The following is a 23,534-nucleotide window of genomic DNA, read 5'->3' on the forward strand; positions in this document are numbered from 1 at the left end:
ATTCAGCATGATATTGGATTTTGTGTAACCACGATTTTTTCTACCATGAGCTCTCCGGTGATTGGGATCAGATTAATATGAACAGGTCCGGCAGAATCGGGGAGGGGTAGGGAGATGGCGATCGGGGTATCGGGCTCCCAAAATGTCTCCTGAGATAAGCCATTCAGTTCTACTTTAATGTGAGCGGGACTAGGCATGGAAGCGACATGGATTTCCGCCTGCCCATCGGGCGAGCCTGACCAGGAAAACCATAAGGCAGCCCCCTTGCCGTTGATCCGACACCCAGAATTGGTGGGCACAAGCCATCCATCGCCATGGCGCATCGCTTCGCCTAACAGCATACCATCGTTGATCTCCCGGGGAAGTGACATGAGCCAAGTTCCCGGACCATCTATACCCATCAGGTCGTCCTGTCGGCGCGGTTTGATCAGTTGAGCCTTAGCAACCAAATTTTGTGCAATCTGTAGCCATGTCTGCGGCGCATAGCTATGTTCTATCGCCGCCTCTGTTGTCGCGAGCACCTTTCTGTCGAGCAAGGTAAGCACCGTTGCTGCGATGTCGTCAGCATCATGCGGGTTGAAATAGCTCGCATAGGCGCCGCCGGCTTCCGGAAGAGAGGAGACGGCCGAAACTGCGGGCACCTTGCCGTAAGACAGAGCTTCTGAAACTGGCAGACCCCAACCTTCGTAGAAACTGGGATAGAGTGAAAACAGGCAGTGCTCGTACAATGTTGCAAGTCTGTCGTCAGGCACTCCGTGCAGGATTTTCACCATTTGGTTCAACTGCGGATTATCGCGCAACATCTGGTGCAAACCATCATTCAGCCACCCACGCCCCCCCACACACACGAGATGCGGCACTGCTGCTTCACCTAGCCTTTCAACGAGTTTCAGCCAGGCGCTGAATGCTCCGATATGATTTTTGCGAGGCTCAAGCGTCGAAACCATCAAAACATAATTGCCAGGTTTCAGGCCATATTGCTGAAGGACGTCGACGCCAGCGGAGCTTTGTTTAAAATCGCCATTGAGCGAAACGACGGAAACAGCATCTGCTGCTATGGGCGCATCCCACATTGCGGACTGTTCAATCAGGTCCTGGCGGGTAGCTTGTGAAATAGCCAGGCAACCATCGACCGAATGGAGCATGGATCCAAACCAGGTTCGATAATCTCGGACCAGCGATTGCATAAACCAGTCTGGCCCAATCAGCGGGATTAGGTCGAACACCAGCGGAATGTAAATCATCGCCTTACGATCACGCGCATTGCGGACGTCGAGCAGGTAGTTTCTATCGGCCCATGACGTTCCCAGATTGATAAGAACCGCCAAGGTCGACAGTTGGATGGTAGGAGACACCGCGACGGTGCGGTACAGGCCTTCCAACTGTCTTACCCAGGCGGGATCTGTCACGTCATCGCTTTGCTTGGCTAAATGGCAAAGCGCCTGAAATTCATCATGAGGCAGAGCAATCCATCCTCGCCGAGCGCCGGAATAAAGGCAGAATATCGGTTGGATATCGGTGGGTTCATCAACCAGAGCCAGTGATATCTCAATCTGGACCCGTTGAATGCCCGTAGGCAAGCGCCGCTGTCCAAAAAAAGCAAATAAATCGGTCACATCAAACAGGATAGCGTGTGGCGCCGCCAAGCTGAAATTGGATTTCTCTGCCGCAGTCGGATCGAGGTCGAAGACGGTAAAGGCGTCCTCCCAAAAACTCGGAGATGCATCAGCACCACGATCTGGCATCAATCGCGCCAGCTCCGAGAGAGCCTGCAAATTGCCCGGGTCGCGTAGCAAGGCTTTGATAAAATATGCCGCGGCATCATTGGGCTGCCACCAAGCCTTTGCCATATGCCCCAAGTGCAGCAGCGGCTCGACATTGTTGATCTTCAAACGAGCCGCCTCCTCGTAAGCCGCGGTCGCCCGCTCAATGGCGCCGGCCTCCTTCTCCATATGCCCAAGCTGGATCCAGAGATGGTATAAATGAGGTTCAAGAGCCAGAGCCTCACGGTAATATAGGGCTGCCTTGTTCCAATTCTGCAACGCGCGGGCGCTGTCCGCTGCCCTTATGTGGGCAGCGGTGTTTCGACGAACCGGGAAGCCATTTGATCTGGGATGAAGCGCATATTTCTTGGACACGCGGTCCAACCAAAATTTAATTCGTTGCATGCTGCAAGATTTAAGCTTGGAAGGCATTCGCAGCAAACATTTTCCGGTCAGGGTCGGCGTTATCATGGGCGCTGATGATAAGCTTTTTGGAAGCACGCTCGTGGTCGGAGCCTCCCCAGTCGTAGCACGCCCGCAATAGGCGAGGTGACGCGTCCTGGGTTTTCCGGGCTCAAACTTCTCACTGAATGGAGCGGATATGAGCAAGACGACTAACAAATTTGCCTCCGAGGTACTCTGACGGAATTAAGCGCGTTAGGTTCAGTGAAAGAGCTGTTCACCGGGATGCTGGTTCACGCCAGTTTCATGCTCGATGCCTGGCGGCAAGAATGATCAGATCAGGCCGAACTCGAAACTGCATGGGAAGCCCGCCGGGTTGGCCAAGCAATATTCTAGGGGAATGTCTCTAGGCATGTTGCCATCACTTCGGACAACCATCATGAGCGAGTCAGGTTATCGCTCTTGAATGTTCATATTGACAGTTGCAGTGCAAAAAGCCGATTATCAGCTGGAATGCCCAATCTCGACACTGTAACAATGTTTGTGAACGACAGCCAAGGTAGTAGCGCTGTTGATCGAGTTGCGCTGCGCGCGCGAGCTTTGAAAAGGACGGAAGAAATATGCGCTTAATGTTTTATCGTCCCAGTTCTACTCATTTTCTTCCCGAAGCAGCCATTCCCTTTCAGACCGGAGTTCCGGTTCCTTCAGCCTCTAGCTTGAAGACGCTCAATGCCGCCCACTGGCTGGTCGGGAATCCCGGCAACATGATCCATCGCATGGCGATGGTACAGACGCTAGAATTTGACAGGCACCATTCCGCTTCGCTCAATCTGCTGAAGCTTGCACGCTCGCTGGGGGTGCAGGAAGCCGCCCGTCATGTGAACGACAATTTCGACGCGGCGATGCTGACCTTCTCAAACATCGTCAATCCGACGGCAGATGAAGGGGAACTGGCCGACGTTCTGGAACATGTCACCATTCCGATCTATGCTGCAGGCGTCGGCATCCAGAACGCCTTCGAACCGGATCTGAAGAATCTGCAACCGACGGTTGCCAAGCTGTTTTCTGTCCTCAACGAGAAAGCCAAGGTATTTGGCGTTCGAGGGCCAAAGACCAAGCGTTGGCTTAACGACGCGGGTATCGACGCGCCCACGGCAATTGGCTGCCCTTCCATGTTCGTCTATCCGCGTAACATTTTCGCGCTGCGCCCGCCCCAGCGCATGGACCGTATCATGTCTGCCGGGCATATGGGCGCCGTCAATCTGCGTCCGGGCGGTAACGGTCGCGGTCGCAAGCTGATCCAGGGATTCCAAACCGGCATGACTGGTCAGCCGGAACTGGCCTATGTCTTTCAGGGGGAAGCTAGGAACTATGCGGCCGTAGAGGCAAATCGCTTTGCCTACAACGAAGCGACGAGCAAGCTGGACACGCCGACGATCCAAACGGAGATAGAAAAGATTTCCGGTGGTCTGATATCGCCCTTCTCGACCTTCTACTCCTTTAACGACGTGGGAAGCTGGCGCCAGGCATGTGCCGGTTACGATGTCTTCGTCGGCGATCGTATTCACGGAGCGGTCGCGGCCATGCAGGCTGGTATTCCAGCGCTTGTCATTTATCATGACGATCGCGTTCAGGAATTAACGAGCTATCATGGTATTCCGCGGTGCAGTCTGGACGAGTTCGCGCAAATCGGTGTACAGGCGGCGATCAAAAAATATCTGACCCAGGAAGTATTCTCGGAGTTTCGCAAGCGCTATGTTGCGGTTCTCAGAAAATTTTCCGCCACCTGGGTCAAGAATGGACTAAATTTGGCTATATCTACTGAGATTAACGATGTATTAAGTCGAGTGGAAGCCTAATTTTAATATTTATTTGATTGGGGGGAATAATGATCGAGACGGTCTGGGTCTTGGGCATGCCCAATGCCTATCGTGATTTTTTTGCGCAATCTCTTGCCTCTGTTGACGTGAGATATACGTCGATTCGGTATAAATTGTCTGAACAGCTCTACCGGATCAAAACCGACGGCACGCATCTGGTGGCGTACTGGCCTACGGTGCGAGCGATGGATCATGACGACTTTTTCAGGGATTTCGACGTCGGGCTGGCGACCGTAGAAATCATACCTTCAAACTTGCACGGCTTTGCGGATCGCCTCTCTGGCTATGCCCGCCCTAATTTCGGCTTTCGCCTGCGCAAGGAGCCAGTGCGCTGGAACGACTGGACGCTAGGTGGAGTCAATGAGGAGGCTATCGACGTCGCCAGCATATTGTCTCGCTATGTCGCAGCCGGCGATGCGAGCGCCCGTGTCGCACCCGCTTTCCTCATGGATTTAGTGGCCGGCCAAGGCCGGCTCCTAATCCTCTCCGGCCAGGGTGCAATAGAAGAGCAGGCTGATTATGTACGCCACGCTCTTGCGCAATTCCGGGCGCATCATCCAGATGGCGACGTTGGCCTAGTCATCTCTGACGTGGCGCGGCCCGAAGATGAAGATGCGATGTTGGCGGAATATCAGGCGACAGTTGCGCCTGCCCCCTTTGAGCTCGGCTGGCTAGCATGCCGCCCGCCCATCGTTACTGACGATCTGCGTTTGGCACGGGAATGTCACTATCGCGGCCTAGACGTGGAACTGCTGCGCGACGGGACGCTCGAGACTCGGCCTTTCGGAACTGTTTCGGCGGAGCATCTGCTGGAAGCCGAATATCTTACCAACTGCGTCTATAGAAAGCCCGCTGAAGACGAACCTATGACATTCTCTGACGCCATTGATCGAGTGGCGTTACAGGATCTGAACGAGCTATTCTCGCTTCCCAGCCGGACTGGCAAGCGCTTACCTGACGGCTCGCCAGCGAAAGTGGCCAACTGGCTGTCGCCGCTTTCGCGCGTCACCGTCTTCGACAATCGCAGCAGGGGCGGCCTGCTGACCTGCATACTGCCCTTCCGCTTTTCGCCCGACCGCTCCGATGCCTTTGAGCGCCTTAGCTATGCTGAGGCGGATGCGCGCAAGCCAGACACCGTCGAAATTCTTGTAGTAGACGATGGTTCTGAGCCGGCGGCGGCCGAACGGACGCGCAAGCTCTGTGCCGAGATGGGCTATTCATATGCCTATGTCGATACTGCTGAGGAGGTATTTTCAGTCGGTCGGTGCCGGAATGTCGGCGCCCAATATGCCGGCACTGACTTCATCCTGATGCAGGACATCGATCTGATGCCCTATAACGGCTTCTACAATGATCTGCTAAGGGAAATCGAAATCCAGGGCATGCTCAAAGACGCCAAGCATTTCCTGATGGTCCCCTACATTTTCCTGACGCGGAACGGGACGGAACTCTATCGCCGCATGGATGAGGAGGCGCGGCGTCAGTTCTTCATCCACTCGGCGATCACTGCAGATGGTGCTATGGTCGAGAAGTTTTCGACGGGGACGTCGGCGAACGTCTATAATCGCCATTGGTATCTCTCACGAGGCGGTAATGACGATGCCTTCGAGGGCTGGGGCTATGAAGATCTCGAATTCAACACCCGGGCGATCCGTCATCTGCAATATTTCCCACTTCCTCGCGAATGGGCCAAAGAAAAATTCAATTTCAACTCTGTCTCTGAATTCTCGACATACAAGGCAATCTACCGCTTTTTCGGCGACATGCTGATGATGAAAGGCATTGCCCTCTTCCATGCGTGGCATCCCACCGGAAACAAGTCGGAATATGCTGAAAAGGAATCGATTAACAGAGACCTTTTCATCAAGAAAATTCAGATGTTCCCGAAATATAATGTTGAACCGCCGCCGCTGCCTAATAAGAGCCAGGGCGTTAGCCTGATGTTCCGATCAAATGCATTTACTTATCAGCGTTGTGTCGCGCCCGCATTGGGCGACGTTCTTTATATTCCAGATGAAGAAATCATCTATTCGCGCGAAATTCTGAATTCTGTTGTTGATAAGTTTGACGTGAAGCGCGTCATTTTCTTTAACCCCTACCAGACGCCAAATATGGAGGAAATATATGGCTGGGTGCGGGAAATGGGGCTGGAATTTTTCGTGGCAGAACGGGGTGCCTTGCCGCACTCCTCCTTCTTCGATCCGAACGGCTTTCTGTTTGACAGCGCGACCTATGATCCCGCGCGTTGGGACAAGCCGCTGACCATTCAGCAAATCAAGGCGGTCGAGGATTATGTAAGCAAAATCAGGGCAACGCGACCGGCGCTTGAAGATCAGCCGGAAGGTATAGGTGGCCGGGCGCTGCGCGCCGAGCTCGGTATCCCCGAGAACCATAGGGTAATCTTCGTCGCCTTGCAGCGGCCGGGGGACACGGTGACCCGCTTCTTTGGCCGAAATGTCAGCTATCCTGATTATGTAGAGCAGGTGCGCGCGCTGTGCTCCAATCTGCCGCCTGACGTGCATGTCCTGATCAAGACGCATCCCCTGGAGGATGCTGGTGGCTCATGGGGCAACGCGTTGATGATGGACAATGCCAATATCTATGATCTTTTAGAAGCCGCCGACCTAGTATGGACCTATAATAGTGGCGTAGGCATCTTGGCGATGCTTTGGCGGCGATCGGTGGCCCTTTCCGGGGGCTCTTTCTACGCTGCCGAAGGGGTGAACCACTATGTTGAAACGCCTGAGGACGTCCTGGGTCTGCTCAGGAAGGAGCAACTGCCCGACTGGGAAAAGATAGTCCGGTTCATCAATCTTCTGGTCAATGATCTTTATTCTTTTGGCAAGCATGTGACCAAGAGAGTAAAGATGCCGGACAATTCAAACATGACCGCGACGACAGACATCCGATATGAGCAGTTGCGTATCGGAGACAAATTGTACCGTTTCTCAGATCGGGCAAAACCGGTATGTGGCTGGAACTCGATCTTGTTCGACCGCTATCGCTTTTCGGAGCAGGCGCTGAATAAAAGCAGCTGATAATCTCCTACATCCCTCCATGTGCGCGAGGCATTCACATGCGTAAGCTGCTGCCACCTGGACACCTCGAAAAACCCGTGGCGCCTGAGGGCCTGAAGTGATTCACTGCCTTTGCGCGATAGCGGAGGCGATGATGGCAGGGCAGCCGGGTTTCTTCGACCTTTCGGACCGATATGAGGCATTGAGCGCTGCGGGCGATCCGCTGGAGCGTCTGGCGGCCGTCGTGGACTTCGAGGTTTTCCGAGGACCGCTGGTAGCCGCGCTGCGCCGTAATCCTCGCGGCAAGGGTGGCCGCCCGCCGTTCGACCCGGTCCTCATGTTCAAGACCCTCGTGCTGCAGGCGCTCTACTCGCTTTCTGACGAAGCGACCGAGTTTCAGATCAAGGACCGCCTCTCGTTCCAGCGCTTTCTGGGGCTAGGCCTGGATGGCACGGTGCCCGATGCGACGACAGTGTGGCTGTTCCGGGAGCGTCTGGTGAAGGCCAGGGCCATCGACAGGCTCTTTGCCCGCTTCGATGCCGCCCTCACGGACCGGGGCTACCTCGCCATGGGCGGGCAGATCATCGATGCCACCGTTGTACCCGCCCCGAAGCAGCGGAACACCGAGGAGGAGAAGGCGGCCATCAAGGAGGGCCGGATACCCGAGCGCTGGCAGGATAACCCTGCGAAGATCCGGCAAAAGGATCGCGATGCCCGCTGGAGCGTGAAGTACACCAAGACCAAGGTGAAGGAAGGCGCGGACCCCAAGGCCTTTAAGCCGGTCGATCTGGCCATCCCGATGTTCGGCTACAAGAACCATATCGGCATCGACCGGGCGCATGGCCTGATCCGCACCTGGCATGCCAGCGCTGCCAATGCCCTTGACGGCGCGCAATTGCCGACGCTGATCAGCCGGGGCAACACGGCTTCGGGCGTATGGGCCGATACGGCCTACCGCTCGAAGAAGAACGAGGCCTTCCTCGCCAAAGGCATGTTCACCAGCCACATCCACCAGCGCAAGCCGCACCGCCGAGCGATGCCTGAGCGTATTGCACGCGCCAATGCCAAGCGGTCCGCGGTCCGCGGTCCGCTCCGCCGTCGAGCACGTCTTTGCCGGGCAAAAGCACCGCATGGGTCTGGTGGTGCGCACCATCGGCATTGCTCGTGCCCGTATCAAGATCGGCATGACCAACCTTGCCTATAACTTCCAGCACCTGGCCTGGCTCGAGGGGCGAATTGCGCCCGCGTGACGCCAAAGACGGCCTGTGAAGGCGCCGCACCGACGAAAATCAGCAGATCAGACCCCAAAACCGAGGCTCATACTTCCCTCTTGAGCCTTCCAGCCGCCATCATGCCGAAATCAGACGGTTCTTCGAGGTGTCCAAATGACGGGATGCCGAGCGACGTGATTGCCCCGATGCAATGTGATCGGCGATCCGGTCCCGTAAATCGGCTGAATAGGATTTCCCCATGGTCCACCTCCAATGAAGGTGAATCACATTCTGAACCCACTGGGAATCCCCAGATTCCTATTTCAGGCGCGATGCTCTAGTGTCGTTGGCCCCCAAATTTAATCCTTCGCCCACGCCACAGCAATATCAGTGTCGATCTCGCTATAACCCCAGGAGGTGTGATGCTGCAGACGGAAGCGATTGGGTTTTGGAGGCAACGTAATGCCATCCTTCGCCGAGACTGCCAGTCCGGACGCTCCGAGCGCATCACGCCAGAAATCCGGCACAAGGAGGATATCTCCTACCTCACAAAGGTCTAGACCTGCCGGTGATTTACTGAAATTCACGCTTGGCATCAGTGCGTGTTGACGTTTCCCAAAGAAACCCGCTTCATAAACGCAAGAGGAGCTGAGTGCCGCTACTCCCTTCAGGTTCCGGTGCGATACAAGGCGATAAAAATTCTCTTCAGTCAATCTAGCATCTGGCATGTTGCGAAGCAACATGTCACAGATTTCTGGTTGAGGTTCCAAGGGATGTTGTTTGACTAGAACTGAAGAGTAATCTTTAGCGATCTCCTCCAATTCGTTCATATAATCTATCAGCGTTACGAACCGCTTTCCCTCGATGACAGCCCGGTCAAAGCTAGTCTGCATGATGACCAAAAGAGTGTCAGGACGCGGGGGAGTCGGAAAATGCTTGGCCACGTGGGCCGATACGACGCCCGCCGCCAGTCGTTGTACCGCTTCGGGCAAGGCGAGAGCACGGATCGCCTTTAGCGCCGCAGGTGAAGAGGCGTTCACGGAAAAGGTCAAATCATCCATGAAACGGACTGGCGAGAGTATCACATCAACAAAGCCAATGCCGTTTCTGCGTAAAAAATGCACCAGCACCGGCGGCAGTTCGAAGCCGATGACGAAGCTGTCGCGAAAGACATGGGCGAAGATGCTTTCGACCGATACAGGCAGCGTTTCGGCGCTGTAGATTTGCGCCCAACTATGCATATTGGGCTTGAGCCAAAAGGCTTCGTAGATGGCTCTGACAGAAGCCTGATCAAAGGTAGCCTGGTTGAGCCAGTTATCATCCCAGATCACCTCTTGCACCGGAAGCCCCGTTGCCATCGTGACAGGTACGTTCAGAAGCTGAGCCAGCCAGCGGATATTTTCGTTCTGAGTCGGACGAAACTTATGAGGGGAGGGGCGCAGAAAATCGCCAGTGACAATGATCCGTTTCGCTATTGTCACGCGAAGGCCTCCAATTTGTGACTGCGAATTGCGTGCAGGAGGTCGCGAAAAATTGTTAACCAGCTTTCACTGTCTTCGGTTCGCACTCGGGCAGTTTGCTCGTTTGCTAGCGTCGCGCGCTTCTCGGGGTCGGACAGCAATTCACCGATACGCCATGCAAAGGTTTCCTTGTCGTTGGCAATGAGTTCGTCTGGGATCAGGTGACGCATTCCGCGCGCGCCCTCATCGGCATTGAGCGATGGAACCCCAAAGGCCAGCGCCTCAAGCGTCTTGGTCTTGACCCCGCCACCCATGAAAGTCGGGTTCACTGCTAGTGCGCAGCGGGCATAGATCGGTACCAAATCATCGATATTCTCGTGCCGAACCACCGTGAAGTTACTGTTTTCCGTGAAATTCTTAGGCATTGACACATTGCCGACCACGTTAAGCACCACATGCCCAGGCACTAGTGGCAACACATCACGCAACAGATATGCCAAGGTCATTTGGTTGACTGGACTGTCCGCGGCAATGAAAAGAAGTTCGCGATTCTCCCCCCCAGGGGCGTAGAAACTGCGCACTCCTGTCAAGTCATGCAGAGGAAGACGGAAAGGCGTGGTCACCACCGGGCTGCTCGAAATTGCGGAGAATTCGTCAAAATCCTCGTCCGACATGGCTAATACAATATCGTATTTGTCGAGTTCTGCCCCTTCCTCCTCGGGCGTCATACGAAATGTCGGTATCAGCCCATGACGAGCGAAGGAACGAGTGCGCTGAGACTGGCAATCATGAGTGTCGATGATCCGGACTATATCGGCAGGAAGGTGTTCGATCATCCATCTGCGATTGAAATACGGCGTCAGGACCGCGTCGAAGCCTCCCGAGATTACGAGTTCCCGAATTCCGCGAACACTGACTTGGTTCGCGTTCGCTACGCCAGGAATAATGCCAGGCGGCAGAGCCTCATGAACCTTCTGAAGTACGCTCCTGTCGAGGAATTCATATGGTTTCCCTACGGCAAAGCTCTTGTAGCGGTTTGCGAGGGTCACGGTGCTGATCACCGTCAGATCGCAAACTTTCGACAGGGAGTGGCATAAGCTGCTGAAGCGCACTGCGGTGCCAACCCGACCTTCCCAGAAAGCAAAATCGCAAAGGGCAGAAACCTTCACGGCGCGGCCCTCTCTGACATTTTCGTGTCCTCAGATGTCCCGATTAGCTGCGGCGTGTCCGCATATTCCGGTTTCCCCGCGGGCTCCGATGTTGCCAGGGCGCTGCACCGGAACCGAGCCACCTGTGCGCCCAACAGGCGCGTGTCGGTCGGGCTTGGTTGGCGGAAATCCGTCATCTGAAACTCAATCGGAAGGTAGTTTGCCGATTGTACCTGGGCCAAAGACAGCTTTATGCGTGCGACGAAATGCAATGGATCCGGCTGCACTTCAATAGCGGCTTCAGTGCCTTGCACAAAAATCCTCAGTGAGCTGATTTGGTTTGGATCGAGCACTTCTCCCCAAATTTCAACGAGTTGATCTACCTTGCCAAGGTGTGGCAAGCAGACGATTGAACTGTTCCCGGGTCGCATCCAGCGCCAATGCCCAGATTCGCTACTTTCCGAATTGTGCCAGCCGCTGGCAATCAGCTGCGGCTCGAAACTCAAATCGCGCGGGGTTTGCGTGATGAACGATAGACGCTCACCATAGGCCGAAACTACCATCGGATCTTCATATAATTTCGCCGGATCACGTTCGAGCCGGCTGTCCATTTCCAGGCGCAGTAAATAGATCTGCGCCTGCAGGTCCGAAACGCGCCGGTTGATTACCTCGTAGACCTCCGCTGGAGTCAGTTCGCCTTCGAGCATATTTGCCTTCTGGAACACGGAGGACAGGTAGGCCGGAACATTGGCAAGTGCCTGCATGTCAACTTGGGTCGGCACCTTATGCCGAGTGCGGTCTAGTTGCAGCAGCACACTGACCCGTTCCGCCAATAGCGCCAGAGTAGCAGCATTCAGCGCGCCCTCTGGCTGCAATGAGTGATCCTGCTCGAGCACCTGGGTGCTTTTGCTCCGTGCGCCCGGTTGGAGTACCTGCTTCTTTTCGATCATTTGATCTATCCTTTTGGGCACTTACAGCGAGATATGGTCTTGCGACTTGGTCAGGTTGTCCAAGGCGCACAGCTGGCTAATGACAGCCGCCATTTTATCGACCGGGATCATGTTGGGGCCGTCCGAAGGGGCGTTGTCAGGGTCCTCATGGGTTTCGATAAACAAAGCAGAAACGCCGATGGCTACTGCCGCTCGCGCCAGCACGGGAGCAAATTCACGCTGGCCACCAGAGGTTGTGCCTTGCCCCCCCGGCTGCTGCACTGAGTGGGTGGCGTCGAAGACTACCGGATATCCGGTATGCGCCATGATCGGCAAACCGCGGAAGTCAGATACCAAGGTGTTGTAGCCGAAGGACGTACCGCGATCACACAGCATGATGCGCTCGTTACCGGTCGAGGCGATCTTCGCTGCAACGTTACCCATGTCCCAAGGTGCCAGGAACTGGCCTTTTTTGATGTTGATCGCAGCGCCAGTCTTGCCTGCAGCTAGTAGCAAATCGGTCTGACGGCAGAGAAATGCCGGAATTTGCAGGACGTCACAAACTTCGGCCGCTGGGGCGCACTGTGCTGCATCATGCACATCGGTCAGCACCGGGACACCGAACTCCTGCTTGATATGGCTCAGGATTTTCAGCCCCTCTTCCATGCCCAAGCCCCGCTGGGTGCTGATTGATGAGCGGTTAGCCTTGTCGTAGCTGGCCTTGAAAATAAATTTGGTGCCGGTTGGAGCGCAAGCTTCAGAAATCTTCTCGGCCATCATGCGTGCGTGTTCAAGACTTTCCAGTTGGCACGGACCGGTGATCAGGGCAAACGGCGCGCGGCCGCCAATTTTGATATCACCAACGTTAACGGTACGAGTTTCGATCATTGGGCTTTCTCCAGTATCGGTTCGATGCGGGCGATGAACCTGCAAGGGGGCGTGCTGCGCTGCCATTGTGGCGTAGAAGCTCTGCGCCGCATCGGCGATACGCTTTTCATAGGATGTATGGTGAGCTGGAATGAGACTACAGCACTCAAAATGCGCGCTGACTGCAGGCTGCCGAGTAACCCTTAGGGCTTGGGAAGCCGTGGTGCAGGCTATTTGGTCTGCGGGCGATCGAGTCATCATTCTGCCTTCGAACGGATCGACGGCATGAAACCCCCGCCGCCAATTTTCCCATTCCATGTCGAGATACTCGGATGCAAGCTATTTCCGCCAGTTTTACGAGCTATTAAGCCATTGACTTTGCTAAAAAGAAGAATGCGCCCTTGTTATTTTGCCCATATTCATTTTTTTTTGAAAGAATAGATTGGCGCGGGTTGCAAAATCACCCAGTCCGTCCGGCATATCGCTCCGTCTTCAAGCCATGAGGCGAGGGGTGCGGCATATTGACCCCAAAAGGCGCCTGCAAGATGAGGATCAAAAGAGTTCAATAGGCTGGGTGATCGGGATCGTATCCAAAGATGATGAAATCCTCGGCATAGAGGCTTCGGACCTTTCTGATCGCTGCGGGATCGTCATACAGGAAGAGACTGCCGCTAACCTTTTTTGTTCGGTTGGATTTCAGGCGGGACAGGTCTGGCAAAGGGTGGTCGAGACGTTCAGCGAGTTCTTTGGCAAAAGGAGCAAGATTCTCAGTTCGTCCGATCAGATCTGGTTTGTAGAGGTCTGGGCGGATATGCAGTTGCTGAGATAACCAGTGGGGATCGATTTTGTCAGGGCCTTCGGTCTCCGCCATTCGTCCAAGATAGTCGAGGAACTTGTTGAAACCGCGGGGGCTATGCGGGTCCTTGTCCCAGTCAAAACCTTCTAGGGCGTTTAGTCTGATCCGTTCCGATAGAAAGCGTCGGTCGCCGATTTCGTGACTGCGACACAAATAGCGGAAGCCGGAAACTGCACGCGAAAAGGGGTTTCGAACGGTAGCAATTGACAGACCGGGGAAGTGCAGCACAGCATCGATAGTGTCTTCAGCGCCTATGGCATTTTCCATCAGCCGAGCGGCGGGGAGTTGGAATAGCGCAAAATCGGGATGTTGATTGTCGGTATCATTGAGTCGGCAGGTAAATGGTCCGCCAAATTCCAATTCAAAGAGTAGGTTAAGTGTGAACGTGTTACCCGATTTTCCGTTCAGCTGATAGCGCCAGTGCCGTGACGCTGGAAAGTAAATTAGTTGCAAGAAGCGCTTGGCAGCTGCAGCGTCCGAAAATATGCCGGGCGCCGCCTTCATTAATTCCGTCACGACCTGCGGCGGGTTTGTCAGCGAAGCCGGCGGGAAAAGTCCTGGGGGCATGAGGGCTCCTTGGGGCGGGACGCGCAGGTTTGCTCTATCGGTATCGTCTAGGAGACGGGAAGACAATGAAGCACGCCCTTTCAGACGGAAAGTAGGACATGGAAAGCGCAGAACCAGCTGTCTGGTTGTGAGACATCGTTGGGACATGGTAAGTAGCGTCATCGCGGGTCACGGGTGGCGCTTTGCTGCTCTTGCTGATGAGGTTTCGTGATGGTGCACAGGGACTGTCAGGAATTTTGTGTGCGGCGAGCTAGAATGGGCAAAAAATTACATTCAATATGTCACGATGCAAGTGCGTTCGATTCTCGACTAGTTGCTGGCTGGCGCTGACGCGATGGCGGCGCTCAGCTAGGGCAACCTCCTCGACGCTCTGAAGAAAGCATTCGCTGAACTTGCACTCAATGGAGAGATGGATCACCATCGTGGCCATGAGAAGCAGAGGGCCAACAGCCTGAACGGCCAGATGAGGCACAGACATGATCTTTTGTAAGAGAGTTAGCTAGTGATTAGCATGACGATGCTGATGGCCATAGCGGCTATGCCGGGTCCGGTTGGCGCCCAGGAGGCCTGCAACGCGCAAGTGTTGGCGCGGCTGACAGCGCCGGCGGGAAAGGGATCGGCAAGCTATCCGCTGACATGTAGTGTGACCCTGCAGAAAGGGCAGAGCATCCCTCGGGGCATTCTGCTCAAGGGGCAGAATGCCTCTGGCGTTGTGATTGACTGTCAAGGTGGAACGATTGGCGTCGAGGGACACGCCGCGAAGCCGTCTGGGCGGATCTTAATCCAATCCGCGCAGGTCGCTACGGTAGATGATGTGCATTGGAGCCGGCCTACCGATATCACGATCCGCAATTGCCGCATTATGGGATCGATACGCACGCGAGGCGTAGATCCTGGAAGCAATCATGAGCGTGAGGCGCGGTTGTCACGTCGGCCTGACTGGACAGCGGTTGCACAACGCTCAGCCCCCACAAGGATCAAGGTTGTAGATAGTGAGATTGATGCAGGAGGGGCCATCCCCCTTTATCTAGGAACGGGAACCACAGGCTTCACGTTATCAAACACAAAAATCAGGGGCACTGCAGTGCTCGCCATCTATTTGGACCAGGAAAGCGCGCAAAACCGGATCGAAAACAACGATATCGATATTATCGTGAAAGGCCGACGAGAACTGATTGCGGTGGATGGATCAGCGCATAACATTATACGCGGAAACAGGATGGCTATTCGGTCACCTGGTGGCGCGATCCGGCTGTACCGTAATTGCGGAGAGCGGGGCGTCATCCGCCATCAGACACCTTCGTTCAATCAGGTGTCGCACAACTTCCTGATTGATATGGTCCAGCTTAATGGCCCGGGCATCGTCGAAAATTCTAGGTCACATCGCAAAGCGCCCTATTGTGACCTTGATAAGGGCTATCCTTTCGGGAGCAGTAGTGACGATCGTGATGGCGGCCATGACAATGACATTCGCGAAAACCGCATGGTCAAGAAACACACTCCTGATCCCGGGTAATGATAGATCAATCGGCCGACGGGCTAAATCCGTGCCGGGGGGCGCTGATTCCACGCCGCTACATGGAGGCCGTTTGCCGTCTGCACAATTTCCCCCCAAGCGCCTGTCCGCAGTTTCATATCCGTTTGATGTTCGCGCACTTGTGCGGCCAAGTCGTCTGAAGCCAATAATGCGAAGCGAGCCGCCCCGTTGCTTGTGACAAGCAGCACATTACCCTTGATCGGCTTTGTCAGTAATTCCGTCCAGGCCGCGATGCGTATTTCACGATCTACTGTCCAACCCGGCGGTGGTTCGGCGTGCAAATCCCATGCAGCTAGCGCATTTTGACCAATGCGCACAACGATGGCATCGTCTGTCAAATTTTCATCTGGACCATGATCGATCTCTGCTAGAAAGCTTGCCGGTTCTACTGCAGGCAACGGGGCTGGTACATGAGCCAGGATTGCAGCGGCAGTCTGGCGCGTCCGCAATAACGGGCTGCAATAGACCCGATCGAAGGTTATTTTCTCGCGTGCAAACCACCGCCCCAAGGCTATGGCTTGCAATTCGCCCGTTTCGACCAGCGGTATATCGGTCTTTACTCCTACTCGGCGCGGGGGTTCGCCCGAAGCGAAGGTGTTACCGTGGCGGACGATGAAAAGGCGGCCGCTCAAGTCGTCTGATCCATTGGATCACCGAATGTCGCAATCATCTGTTCCGCTAGCGTAATATCCTCTACCGTGTCGATCCCGCTCATTGAAATGCGCGGAGGAGCTATCTCCACCGTCGTCACCGGGATACCCAATGCGAAGAAGCGTAACTGCTCAAGCCCCTCCAATTCCTCATAGAGCGATGGCGGTGCTGCCTCGAACGCTGTCAAGGCAGCGTGGCGATAGGCGTAGAGGCCCAGATGCCGTAGTACTGGAGACATGGACTCGCTGGCGCGCAACGCCTCCTCACCACGTATCGCTGGCAAGATTGATTTGGAGAACCAATGGGCACGTCCATCAGGCGCTCGCACGCATGTCGTTCCACTGAACGGCGCGGCCTTCTTGTGCTCACGGAGTATGTCGAGCTGGTCCCAGCTTAACACCGATACAGGGGTCACGACCCCCTCTGTCGCGCGTGAGGTTTCCAGCATTTGCTTAACGACAGATGCTGGAATGAAGGGGGCATCGCCCTGTAGGTTGACGACCACTTCAGGCCGCACCGCACAGCTGTTCGCTGCAGCAAGAGCGCGACCTGACCCCGAACTGATCGAGCTGTCGGTCATTACAGCTTCGCAGCCGAGCGATACAGCATGCTCGCGGATGCGATCATCGTCCGTGGCGACGATGATCTCGACATTGTCGAACGAATGTTGCGCGGTGCGCGCAACATGGATTACCCGCGACAACAGCGAGTGGCCAGCAATCTCCAGTAGTGGCTTGCCGGGCAGGCGCGTCGATCCATAGCGCGCCGGGATAACTATCAGATCGGCCATCGGTGCTCCGTGTTAAGCTACACCAGCGCGTAGAAGGTCATGTAAGTGAACAATGCCCACCAAGCTTCGATCATCAACCACAAATAGCGCGCTAATCGTGCGATTGTTCATGATATTAAGCGCTTCAGATGCGAGGACGTTAGGGTGGACCATGACGGGATCGTCTGACATGTGCATGCGGACCGTATCGCTAAGGTTTCCCGTGGTGATGCTTCGCCGAAGGTCACCATCGGTGAATGCTCCGATCAGATGACCGTCATCGTCAATCACCGCCGTTGTACCATAACGTTTGCGCGTCATTTCCAACGTCGCGTCGAGCAACGACGAGCTTGGCGTCACTTGCGGTACGTCGTTGCCAGTGCCCATCAGGTCTGCCACTGACATCAGCTGTGCGCCCAGCTTGCCCCCCGGGTGAAATGTACGGAAGTCGGTCGCGGAAAATCCGCGCTGTTCTATCAATGCCACCGCCAAAGCGTCGCCAAATGCCAACTGCACCGTGGTAGAACTGGTTGGCGCTAATCGGTTGGGGCATGCCTCTTGGACACGCGGCATAGTGAAGCAAATATCTGCAGCACGACCCAGCGCACTATCGGCACGCGATGTGATCGCAAGCAGCGGAACCGAGAAACGCCGCGTATAGGCGATAACATCGCTCAGTTCGCTCGTCTCGCCCGACCAGGAGAGCGCCAGGACCACATTATTGGGAGTAACCATCCCCAAGTCGCCATGGCTTGCCTCTGCCGGGTGCATGAACATGGAAGGCGTTCCAGTGGATGCCAGCGTAGCGGCAATTTTGCGGCCGATATGCCCGCTCTTGCCCATACCGGTGACAATAAGGCGGCCTTTGGCTGCGATGAGCTTAGCTGCTTCCGAAAGATCTTCGCCAAGAGAAGTATTGGCTATTGCCGAGGCCAGCTCTTCGAGTGCGCGCACTTCAATCTCGACAGCACGAACTGCGGATTTGACCACGCCGCCAGGTAACGACTGGACAACCGAACGAGGGTCTGAAATCATAATTTTCCCCTTTTTCTTGCCCCGATAAATAAAATTACAGTTCAATTAATATGATATATTTTTTATTTATAAAATCAAACTTGCAATGCCATATTTTTAACTAATATCAATGTTTTTTCGTTAAGAAATTTGGTCCGTTCCGCAGTGCCGCTTTCAGTGTAACAACGAAGCTCTGGCGCATTTCCGCTGGGGCGCAGATGGATGATGTCGCCCCGCGCAAAGTGGATACGCAAACCGTCTGTCCGGTCGATTCCATCGGCCTCGCCGGCCAAATCGCCGAATATGGCTGTCAGCCGTTCCAAAATCTCAGCCTCGCTACCGCGCTCCAAATGCGAGATTAGAGCTTGACTGTGCGCTGTCGGATAATTTTGCAGTCTTTCGCTGAACGTATGACGGGACGGTAACTGGGCCTGTAGCTTCGATAGCGTTACGCCTCGACGCTGGGCGTCGACCAGCACGGCCAAGATGGGCAATACGGCATCGCGCGTTGGTAGGGCTGCGAGCGTTTGGTTTCCAATCTTGACAGGGGTCGCCAGGAGAAAGCCGCCATTTGCCTCATAACCGCAGACGCCGGTCGGCCCCTCATCGACAAGGCCATTCATCGCTTCGATCACGAAAGGTGAGCCAATCCGGGTCCGTCGGACGATTTTGAAGAGGCCGGAAAGTTCAACTGAGCTATTGCTGCTGACAGGTGTCGCGATTGCATCAATACCTAATGCCCGTGCGCACAAAATTCCTAGGATGTCGCCGCGCATCCAGGCGCCGGTTTCGTCGGCTAGCAGTGGGCGATCGGAGTCTCCGTCTGTCGATAAGATTGCATCCAGTTTTAATTCTCGAGCCCATTGTCGCGCAAGCTTTTGATCTTCTGGACGGACGGCTTCAGTATCGACGGGGATAAAGCGCTCTGACCGCCCCAGTGACACAGCTTCCCCTCCCAGCGCGCTTACCAATGCGCCCAGTATGTCACGGCCAACAGCTGAATGTTCGTAGATGCCAAGTTTCATGCCTGCCAAAGCTCGGGGCCCGAAGACATCGAAGTAGCGTGCGACATATGCTGTCACGACATCCAGATCGGGTTCGACAGGCTGCGTGTCCTTCAGCATCCCCTCCTCGTCGAACAGATCAGGCAGGACCACGCTTTGGTCTCGAATAGACAGCTCGTCTGGCTTCAGCACCTCACCGTCGGTGCGGTTAAACTTAATGCCGTTGCGGTCGTCGGGAATGTGGCTGCCGGTTACCATCAGTGATGGAATGGCTTGACGGAAGCCATGGGCGGCGACTGCCGGGGAAGGCACGAAGCCGCAATTATCGACAGTTCCCCCCATATGGCGTACCGCCGCCGCGCAGGCCGCCATGATGCGGGGACTGGAAGGCCGCAAATCGCCTGCGATTGCCACATGCCGTCCTGGTCCGAACTGGCCGATGTCGGCAAGGTGCTGGAGGAAAGCGCAGGTATAGGCGAAGCAGACCCGGTCCGTCATCGCACTGACCAAGCCTCGCGCACCGCTGGTACCAAAGGCGACGCCGGACTGACTCATTAGATCGGCGATAGAAACGGATTGGATCATAAGTCTCTCGTGCTGCGTCCGGTTCCGGCGTTCCAAAAGGGATCAGTTAGCGATCGAAGCAGCCGTGGCCTTCAGAGCCTCGGTCACTTTGCGCACTTTCTGAGACTCTCCGCGTTTCAGGATCATGACATTGCCTTGGGACACCACCACGATCAGATCGTCGACATCGACCAAGGTGACGCGCGGTCCGTCGCTGTGGACCAGGCAATTGTTCGCGCCCAGCAGCAGCGCATCACCGCGTACGGCGTTGTCATTGTCGCAGCGGGCGCTGACCGCATGAAGGGAGTCCCAGCTGCCGACGTCCGACCAGCCCATGCTGACGGGTACGCAGGCGACTTTGCTTTCCCGTTCCATAATCGCATAGTCGATCGAATCCGACGGACAGCCTTGGAACGCTATGGAATCGGGAAAGATATGTGCGCCTTCCCGCCTGGCTTCCACTAACGATGCGCTGACCGCCGCCAGCATATCGGGCCGGTGTCGTTCGAGTGCGGCCAAATAGGTATCGGCACGAAACAGGAAGATGCCCGCGTTCCAGGCATGGTTGCCCTCCGCCAACATTCTTTGTGCATTGGTAAGGTCGGGCTTTTCCACAAAGCGCACGACTTCATGAACAGCATCGCTGCAGGATTGCCCCATCTGGATATAGCCGTAGCCGACTTCTGGGCCTTCAGGCCTGATACCAAAAGTGATGAGCCACCCTTGTTCGACCAGCGGCATCGCCTGCGCAATGGCTTTGTGGAATGCGGGTAAGTCAGCGATGACATGATCGCTCGGCATGATTAACAAAGCATCGTCCGGTTGCGCCTCCAACGCGGCGAGGGCGATCGCCGGCGCAGTATTGCGGCCGACAGGCTCCAGGATGACGCGATAGTCTTCAACCCCAATTTGGCGCAGCTGTTCATCGATAATTTCAGCATGTGCCGCGTTGGAAACTAGAATTGTGCGACCGACTGGAGCGGCGTCAAAGCCTTCGATCCGCTCTGCGGTCAGTTGCAGCATGGTTTGGTCCCCCGTCAAGGGTAGCAGCTGCTTGGGGCGTTCAGGCGTGGAGACGGGCCAGAGCCGGGTGCCCGATCCTCCAGAGAGGATGACCGGGACGATCTTTGTAAAGTTGTTAATCATAACTCGCTCAAGCCAAAGAAAGAAATGCTCAGCCCGCACGGAGGTGGAGGGCGCGGGGTCTGGTATGTTCGATCGAGATCTTAGGACGACTAGGTGATATGGGCAAGCGCCACCGTCGGCGTTTTCACCTCAGCAATATCAATGGGCTCTTCGAAGTAGATAGACGGAATTTCAGGTTTCAGCGGCCGTGACGATGACTGTATCTGCGCGCAGCGCGGCGTTCGTTGGAAGGCCGAATACATAATCGACCCCAACTTTGTCGCAGAAGTCCATCACCTAGAGACTGCCTTAATGCCCGCAACCGCATATGATCATTTGCGTCGCCGATCTTGGGCGACGATATTTATCCTGGCCACGGCCCACCCGAGCTAATCGCTAGCGCCGCGTCGCGCAGCAGCGGTGCAAGCGCCTTCGCCTATCATGTCAATTGATCCGGAACGCTATGGCCTGATTAAATTCGATAACAAAATGAGGGCCGTCACGATTAAGGCAAGCCCGGAAGACCCCTGTCCATCTGGGCAGTGACGGGTCTCTATTCTTATGACAAATAGTCGTGGACATTGTCGCGAACCTCAAGCCCTCGCCACGCGGCGAGCTGGAAATCACCGACGTCAACCGCGTCTATTTCGAGCGGGGCGAACTCCATGCCGAAATCACTGGTCACGGCTATGCCTGGCTTGATACTGCTGCGCTCGACAGTATGCTCGACGCCGCCGACTTCATCCGCGTCCTCGAAAACCGTCATGGTTCTAAGATCGCCAGTCGCGAAGAAATTGCCTATCGTTAGGGCTTCATCGAAGGCCCGCAACTGGAACAGGCGAGCGATAAGCTCGGGAAGTCGGATTACGACCACTATCTGCGCCGGTTCCTGTTGACAGGGATGCTTTGACTAAGGAGAAACCCTCCGTCTAGTCATTGGATATCCTGTCGATGCAAAAGCTTAAGCCTCATTATGTTGAAAAGCCGTGGGGCCGTACTGACCTTCCGTCGATCTTTGCCGCTGCTGGTGCAGGCCGTCAAGTCGGGGAGGTCTGGTTCGAAAGCGCCGACGGGCGCGACCTACCCCTGTTGGTCAAATATATCTTCACCAGCGATCGCCTCTCGATTCAGGTCCATCCCGACGACGCGCAAGCCGTGAACAAGGGACTACTGCGCGGGAAAGAGGAAATCTGGTACATCCTCGACTGCGAGCCGAGCGCGACGCTGGGCATCGGCCTCACCGCCCCCATGGCCCCCGACCAGTTCCGCACCGCCGCGCAGGACGGGTCGCTGGAGCAGTGGATTGACTGGAAACCGGTGAAGCCCGGCGACTGCTATTTCATCCCGGCCGGCACTGTTCACGCGATCGGAGCGGGTATAACGCTGGTGGAAATCCAGCAGAATGCCGACGTAACCTATCGCCTCTACGACTATGGCCGCCCGCGCGAACTGCATCTGGACGAGGGCGTGGAGGTCAGCCGCCTGACCCCCTACAAGCATGTCCTGGTCGAAGCGCCGCTGGGTAGCGAAACCCGGCTGATTGCTGATAGCGCAGCACCCTTCTCGCTCGATCTAGTCCATTGGAACCAAAATCAGAGTGTCAGCGTGCCAGACGGCAAGCTGCTGTGGTTCACGCCGCTGACCAGCGCAGGCAAGGTCAATGGTCTGTCATGGGAAAAGGGCGACTGCCTGCTGCTGGAGGGCGAATGCGCCTTTACCCTGACGGGGGGACCGGTATCGGCCCTCCTCGCCATTCCACGCTAGATGCCATAATGGGCCAGCGTCTAGACTATAGCGGCTACAACATAGCACGATGCTGGCGATTTTGACGAAGCATAGGAAGTTAGCGTAGAGTTTCTCGTGCCGTGTGGCGCTGAAGCGCCATTGCTTCAGTTTGGCGAAGAAGCCTTGGATGCCCCAGCACTGTTTGTAAGCCATGCGATCATAGTCACGCTGGATTTTCTAATGCCTGCGTGGCGGAATGACCGATTCGTCAACTTGCGCGCGCAAGGTCGCACAGGCTGTCGGCGTCATGGGGCCGGTCGGCCAGCAGTTGACTGATAGGCAGGCCCCGGATCAGATCAAAGGCCGGCACCATGTCATTCTGTTGGTCCGGCCGAGTACGAATCGCACCGGCAGGCCGGCTGCATCGACTGCGGCGTGGGTATTAGTGCCGAAATCACCTCGAGAGCGGCCGAGAGCCTGGGCTTGAACGCCCCCCTTTACCTGTGTCGCGGCCGCTTGAGCCTGGGCAGGTATCACGGTCGCATCAATCGCGAACCATTCGATTCGGGATCATCCGGCGCCGCCTCGAATATCCGATCGATCACGCTCTGCTCAACCCAGCGATAATAGCGTCGCTTCTCCGTCTGATAGGGACCGAACCGTTCGGGCAGGTCACGCTAGCGCCCGCCCGTACGGGCCAGCCACAACAAGGTGCCGATAAAGCGCCGGCAGGCAAACCTAGCCCTATGGCTGACTGGATCAGGAAGCTCTCTGAAAAGAAGACTGTTCGACTCGCCTCCGTGACGCTTGCCAACAAGTGGGCCCGGATCGCGTGGGTCGTGCTGACGCGCGAAGAGGCGTATCCCCCCTACGCCCCTCTGACCTGATCACTTCATGCCACCCCAAATCGGGATGTCAGTCAATGACCGAGCAGTTCGCTCTCAAGATTGAATTCAACTTAATCGCCATGTTCGTGTCGATGGTAAATGCATCGTACGCCATAACCGTGAGATACAGAAATGACCCGTGAAGACGATGCACTAAT

16 protein-coding genes and 2 pseudogenes are annotated in these 23,534 nt (G+C 55.7%); 6 read left to right on the top strand and 12 right to left on the bottom strand.

From position 1 onward, the window contains the following. Positions 1-2: 2 nt before the first annotated feature. Positions 3-2,138: a glycosyltransferase gene (locus tag JQK15_RS27415; RefSeq protein ID WP_214864977.1), complete on the bottom strand. Its 2,136-nt coding sequence runs from the start codon at positions 2,136-2,138 to the stop codon at positions 3-5. A gap of 647 nt (positions 2,139-2,785) precedes the next feature. Between JQK15_RS27415 and JQK15_RS08835 the strand changes: the two genes are divergently transcribed. The 3 genes and pseudogenes from JQK15_RS08835 to JQK15_RS08845 all read left to right on the top strand — a co-directional run bounded on the left by JQK15_RS08835 (position 2,786) and on the right by JQK15_RS08845 (position 8,312). Continuing rightward, positions 2,786-4,024: a polysaccharide pyruvyl transferase family protein gene (locus JQK15_RS08835; protein ID WP_214864979.1), complete on the top strand. Its 1,239-nt coding sequence runs from the start codon at positions 2,786-2,788 to the stop codon at positions 4,022-4,024. A gap of 29 nt (positions 4,025-4,053) precedes the next feature. After that, entirely contained in the window at positions 4,054-7,083 is a 3,030-nt protein-coding gene (locus tag JQK15_RS08840; protein ID WP_214864980.1) for a capsular polysaccharide export protein, LipB/KpsS family, read from the top strand. Between the two features lie 133 nt (positions 7,084-7,216). Beyond that, positions 7,217-8,312, top strand: a pseudogene (locus JQK15_RS08845) (IS5 family transposase). Between the two features lie 320 nt (positions 8,313-8,632). Here JQK15_RS08845 and JQK15_RS08850 read toward each other — a convergent pair. The 5 genes from JQK15_RS08850 to JQK15_RS08870 all read right to left on the bottom strand — a co-directional run bounded on the left by JQK15_RS08850 (position 8,633) and on the right by JQK15_RS08870 (position 14,100). Next, on the bottom strand, positions 8,633-9,754 hold the full coding sequence (locus tag JQK15_RS08850; protein ID WP_214864982.1) for a hypothetical protein: 1,122 nt from the start codon (positions 9,752-9,754) through the stop codon (positions 8,633-8,635). Further along, positions 9,751-10,902 (bottom strand): glycosyltransferase, encoded by a 1,152-nt coding sequence (locus tag JQK15_RS27420; protein ID WP_214864984.1) that lies wholly within the window; start codon positions 10,900-10,902, stop codon positions 9,751-9,753. The genes JQK15_RS08850 and JQK15_RS27420 overlap by 4 nt, the downstream gene beginning before the upstream one ends. Further along, positions 10,899-11,831, bottom strand: a complete 933-nt coding sequence (locus tag JQK15_RS08860) for a hypothetical protein (RefSeq protein WP_214864986.1) — start codon at positions 11,829-11,831, stop codon at positions 10,899-10,901. Before JQK15_RS08860 ends, JQK15_RS27420 begins: the two co-directional genes overlap by 4 nt. Before the next feature lie 21 nt (positions 11,832-11,852). Next, positions 11,853-12,698 (bottom strand): 3-deoxy-8-phosphooctulonate synthase, encoded by an 846-nt coding sequence (gene kdsA, locus JQK15_RS08865; protein WP_214865153.1) that lies wholly within the window; start codon positions 12,696-12,698, stop codon positions 11,853-11,855. A 541-nt stretch (positions 12,699-13,239) separates the two neighbouring features. Further along, positions 13,240-14,100 carry a sulfotransferase family 2 domain-containing protein gene (locus JQK15_RS08870; RefSeq protein ID WP_214864988.1) on the bottom strand — a complete coding sequence of 287 codons (861 nt, stop codon included), beginning with the start codon at positions 14,098-14,100 and terminating at the stop codon, positions 13,240-13,242. Between the two features lie 511 nt (positions 14,101-14,611). On the opposite strand from JQK15_RS08870, the gene JQK15_RS08875 reads away from it, so the two are divergent. Beyond that, complete coding sequence (locus tag JQK15_RS08875; protein WP_214864990.1) at positions 14,612-15,616, top strand: right-handed parallel beta-helix repeat-containing protein; 1,005 nt, start codon at positions 14,612-14,614, stop codon at positions 15,614-15,616. A gap of 23 nt (positions 15,617-15,639) precedes the next feature. Here JQK15_RS08875 and JQK15_RS08880 read toward each other — a convergent pair whose 3' ends face one another. The 5 genes from JQK15_RS08880 to JQK15_RS08900 all read right to left on the bottom strand — a co-directional run bounded on the left by JQK15_RS08880 (position 15,640) and on the right by JQK15_RS08900 (position 20,785). Beyond that, on the bottom strand, positions 15,640-16,269 hold the full coding sequence (locus JQK15_RS08880; RefSeq protein ID WP_214864992.1) for a histidine phosphatase family protein: 630 nt from the start codon (positions 16,267-16,269) through the stop codon (positions 15,640-15,642). Further along, the gene (locus tag JQK15_RS08885; protein WP_214864994.1) at positions 16,266-17,078 is read right to left on the bottom strand and encodes a 3-deoxy-manno-octulosonate cytidylyltransferase; all 813 of its coding nucleotides are present in this window, start codon (positions 17,076-17,078) and stop codon (positions 16,266-16,268) included. The genes JQK15_RS08880 and JQK15_RS08885 overlap by 4 nt, the downstream gene beginning before the upstream one ends. A gap of 12 nt (positions 17,079-17,090) precedes the next feature. After that, positions 17,091-18,092 (bottom strand): KpsF/GutQ family sugar-phosphate isomerase, encoded by a 1,002-nt coding sequence (locus tag JQK15_RS08890; protein WP_214864996.1) that lies wholly within the window; start codon positions 18,090-18,092, stop codon positions 17,091-17,093. A gap of 74 nt (positions 18,093-18,166) precedes the next feature. Further along, a complete protein-coding gene (locus tag JQK15_RS08895) occupies positions 18,167-19,660 on the bottom strand; it encodes a phosphomannomutase (RefSeq protein ID WP_214864998.1) in 1,494 nt (497 codons plus the stop codon). 42 nt (positions 19,661-19,702) lie between these two features. After that, a complete protein-coding gene (locus tag JQK15_RS08900) occupies positions 19,703-20,785 on the bottom strand; it encodes a mannose-1-phosphate guanylyltransferase/mannose-6-phosphate isomerase (protein ID WP_214865000.1) in 1,083 nt (360 codons plus the stop codon). A 553-nt stretch (positions 20,786-21,338) separates the two neighbouring features. On the opposite strand from JQK15_RS08900, the gene JQK15_RS26830 reads away from it, so the two are divergent. Continuing rightward, entirely contained in the window at positions 21,339-21,572 is a 234-nt protein-coding gene (locus JQK15_RS26830; RefSeq protein ID WP_353047193.1) for a sugar phosphate nucleotidyltransferase, read from the top strand. A gap of 137 nt (positions 21,573-21,709) precedes the next feature. After that, a complete protein-coding gene (locus tag JQK15_RS08910; RefSeq protein ID WP_214865155.1) occupies positions 21,710-22,528 on the top strand; it encodes a class I mannose-6-phosphate isomerase in 819 nt (272 codons plus the stop codon). A gap of 33 nt (positions 22,529-22,561) precedes the next feature. Here JQK15_RS08910 and JQK15_RS26835 read toward each other — a convergent pair. After that, positions 22,562-23,217, bottom strand: a pseudogene (locus JQK15_RS26835) (IS5 family transposase); the annotation flags it as partial. Positions 23,218-23,534: the final 317 nt, after the last annotated feature.

The sequence above is a fragment of the Sphingobium sp. BHU LFT2 genome, from assembly GCF_018604485.1.
GTDB classification, from domain to species: domain Bacteria; phylum Pseudomonadota; class Alphaproteobacteria; order Sphingomonadales; family Sphingomonadaceae; genus Sphingobium; species Sphingobium yanoikuyae_A.